This window comes from Pseudomonas sp. Sample_24 (assembly GCF_004307605.1).
Lineage (GTDB): Bacteria > Pseudomonadota > Gammaproteobacteria > Pseudomonadales > Pseudomonadaceae > Aquipseudomonas.
The window spans coordinates 9,431-12,785 of the sequence record NZ_RCNW01000398.1 but is presented as its reverse complement, the minus strand read 5'-3'; the positions used below and the strand labels follow the sequence as shown (position 1 = coordinate 12,785).

At 59.2% G+C, this 3,355-nt stretch carries 3 protein-coding genes; all 3 read left to right on the top strand.

Annotated features, from left to right (window positions below):
* Nucleotides 1–90 precede the first annotated feature (90 nt).
* The 3 genes from D8V06_RS23060 to nadE all read left to right on the top strand — a co-directional run bounded on the left by D8V06_RS23060 (nt 91) and on the right by nadE (nt 3,291).
* On the top strand, nt 91–1,002 hold the full coding sequence (locus D8V06_RS23060) for a LysR family transcriptional regulator (protein ID WP_130931883.1): 912 nt from the start codon (nt 91–93) through the stop codon (nt 1,000–1,002).
* A gap of 233 nt (nt 1,003–1,235) precedes the next feature.
* Entirely contained in the window at nt 1,236–2,459 is a 1,224-nt protein-coding gene (gene pncB, locus D8V06_RS23055) for a nicotinate phosphoribosyltransferase (protein WP_130931882.1), read from the top strand.
* A gap of 4 nt (nt 2,460–2,463) precedes the next feature.
* Nucleotides 2,464–3,291, top strand: coding sequence for an ammonia-dependent NAD(+) synthetase (nadE, locus tag D8V06_RS23050; protein WP_130906854.1), 828 nt, complete (start codon nt 2,464–2,466; stop codon nt 3,289–3,291).
* The last annotated feature ends 64 nt before the right edge of the window (nt 3,292–3,355 follow it).

The window sequence follows — 3,355 nt, the reverse complement described above, 5'->3', positions numbered from 1 at the left end:
CTCAACAAACGACCATTAAGAGAGATATCATTCCGTTTATTCATGCTGTGCATTGCTGGCAATAAAGAAACAAGAACAAAAGGACCGCCCATGCTGAACAAACGCTATTTGCCATCGATCGCTGCCCTGCAGTGTTTCGAAGCCGTGACCCGGCATTTGAGCTTTACCCGGGCTGCCGAAGAATTGAACCTGACCCAGAGCGCCGTCAGCAAGCAGGTGGCACAACTGGAAGAGCTATTGCAGCACCTGTTGTTTCGCCGGGTGCGTCGGCGTCTGCAAATGACCCCGGCGGGCGATCTGTATCTGGTGGAAGTACGGAAAATCCTCACGCAGGTCGAGATGTCGACGCATTACTTGCGTTCCTACGGCGGCGAAACCGAAGTCCTGCGCGTCTCGACACCGTCGACCTTCGGCGCGCGCTGGCTGGTCCCACGCCTCAAAGGCTGGCGGCTGCGTCATCCGTCGATCCATCTGGACCTGTGCAACGAACAGGAAGCCGACGACTTGCTGCAGGGTCGCAGCGATCTGGCGTTCTACTTCGGCCAGGGGTCACGCCCCGGTACCGAATGCCTGAAGCTGTTCAGCGAAGAGTTGGTGCCTGTGTGTGCTCCCGGCAGCCTGCCGGAGGTACCGTTTGCCGACCCGACGCAACTCACCGACCTGGTCCTGCTGCAAAACGCCTCCAGGCCTCAGGCGTGGCATGACTGGTTCGACAGTCAGGGCTACCACACCGAACACAGCTACCACGGCCCGCGCTTCGAAACCTTTTATATGTGCATCCGCGCCGCTCAAGTCGGCTGTGGCGTCGCATTGCTGCCGCGCTTTCTGGTGGAAGAGGAACTGGCAGACGGCAAGCTGGTCATTCCATGGCAGCATGCAATGCCCAGCACCGACGCCTATTACCTGGCGTATCCGGAACACTCGGCGGAAGTGCCCAAGGTGCGGGATTTTGTGAAGTGGATGCTGGAGCAGGTTGATAGCCCGGATGCCGCGCAGCTTTAACGTCTTGCACTTCCCTGTGGCGAGGGGGCTTGCCCCCGCTGGCTTACGCAGCAACCCCAAAACTTGCAACTTCGAAGCCGAAGCTATTGCGACTGCTGCGCAGCCGGACGGGGGCAAGCCCCCTCGCCACAAATCCCCATAACTGCCGGGATCCGCTGCGGTTTAAAAAATTGCTGGCAATCCCAACCACCGTTATGCGCCACTAGCTCTATTCAATGCTGGAGATTCCCGTTATGAGCGAGAGCGTGTTTGCCGATCGCATCGTGCAGAACCTGCTCGACACCGACTTCTACAAACTGACGATGATGCAGGCGGTGCTGCACAACTACCCGAACGTCGAAGTCGAATGGGAGTTTCGTTGCCGTAACAGCGAGGACCTACGCCCGTATCTGGCGGAGATTCGCTACCAGATCGAGCGTTTGTCGGAATTGAGCCTGAGCGCCGATCAGCTGAGCTTCCTGGAGCGCATCAGCTTCCTGAAGCCAGACTTCCTGCGCTTTCTCGGGCTGTTTCGGTTCAACCTGCGCTACATCCACACCGGCATCGAAAATGGCGAACTGTTCATCCGCCTGCGCGGCCCGTGGCTGCATGTGATTTTGTTCGAAGTACCTTTGCTGGCGATCGTCAGCGAAGTACGCAATCGCTACCGATACCGTGAAATCGTTCTCGAACAGGCACGCGAGCAGCTGTATCGCAAGTTCGACTGGCTGACGGCCAACGCCGACAGCGACGAACTGTCGGAGCTGCAGGTCGCCGATTTCGGCACGCGTCGACGCTTCTCGTACCGCGTGCAGGAAGAAGTGGTGAATGTACTCAAGCACGACTTTCCCGGCCGTTTCGTCGGCACCAGCAACGTGCACCTGTCGCGGGAACTGGACATGAAACCGCTGGGTACCATGGCCCACGAATGGATCATGGCTCACCAGCAACTCGGCCCACGGCTGATCGACAGCCAGATTGCCGCCCTTGATTGCTGGGTCCGCGAATACCGGGGCCTGTTGGGCATCGCGCTGACCGACTGCATCACCATGGATGCCTTCCTCGGCGATTTCGATCTGTTCTTCGCCAAACTGTTCGACGGGTTGCGCCACGATTCGGGCGACCCGGTGCTGTGGGCAGAAAAGGCCATCGCCCACTATCACAAGCTCGGCATCGACCCCATGAGCAAGACGCTGACCTTCTCCGACAGTCTGACACTGCCCAAGTCCCTGGAGATATTCCGGGCGCTGCGTGGTCGGATCAATGTGAGCTTCGGCATCGGCACCAACCTGACCTGTGACATTCCGGGTGTCGAACCGATGAGCATCGTGCTTAAAATGACCGCCTGCAACGGCCAGCCGGTGGCGAAGATCTCCGACGAGCCTGGCAAGACCCACTGCAAAGATCCGAATTTCGTCGCCTATTTGCGACATGTGTTTCAGGTTCCTGCCGAATCCAGTCTATCTAGCAAGGAGTGAATTCATGCAAGCCGTACAGCGTGAGATTGCTGAGCAGCTCAAGGTTCAACCGCCGTTCGCCGATGACGCCGCCCTCGAGGCAGAGGTCGCCCGACGGATCACCTTCATTCAGGATTGCCTGATCAATTCCGGGCTCAAGACGCTGGTGCTGGGCATCAGTGGCGGGGTCGACTCCCTGACCGCGGGCTTGCTGGCCCAGCGTGCCATGCGAGAACTGCGCCAGCGTACCGGTGACGGCAACTACAAGTTCATCGCCGTGCGCCTGCCATACGAAACCCAGTTCGATGAACACGACGCCCAGGCCTCGGTGGACTTCATCAAGCCGGACGAGCGCCACACTGTGAATATCGGCCCGGCGGTCAAATCCCTGGCCAATGAAGTGGCGGCCTTTGAAGGCAAGCACGCAGTCTCGGTGGATTTCGTGCTGGGCAACACCAAGGCGCGGATGCGCATGGTCGCCCAGTACACCATCGCCGGTGCGGCCCACGGCCTGGTGATCGGCACCGACCACGCAGCGGAAGCTGTTATGGGCTTCTTCACCAAGTTCGGCGATGGCGCTTGCGACCTCGCACCGCTGAGCGGGTTGGTGAAAAACCAGGTCCGGGCGATTGCCCGCAGCTTCGGCGCCCCGGAATCACTGGTGGAAAAAGTCCCGACAGCCGACCTCGAAGACCTGTCACCGGGCAAACCGGACGAAGCCTCCCACGGCGTGACCTATGCCGAGATCGATGCCTTCCTGCATGGCAACCCGGTGCGCGAAGAAGCGTTCAAGATCATCGTCGACACCTACAACAAGACGCATCACAAGCGGGTGATGCCGTTTGCGCCTTGATGGGTGATTGAATGAAAAAGCCCGCTGAAGTGTTGAGCTTCAGCGGGCTTTTTTGCGCTGATCG

Excerpts from the sequence above, each read along its gene's own strand:
- D8V06_RS23060 (WP_130931883.1), top strand. The coding sequence starts at position 91 with ATGCTGAACAAACGCTATTTGCCATCGATCGCTGCCCTGCAGTGTTTC.
- nadE (WP_130906854.1), top strand. The coding sequence starts at position 2,464 with ATGCAAGCCGTACAGCGTGAGATTGCTGAGCAGCTCAAGGTTCAACCG.
- pncB (WP_130931882.1), top strand. The coding sequence starts at position 1,236 with ATGAGCGAGAGCGTGTTTGCCGATCGCATCGTGCAGAACCTGCTCGAC.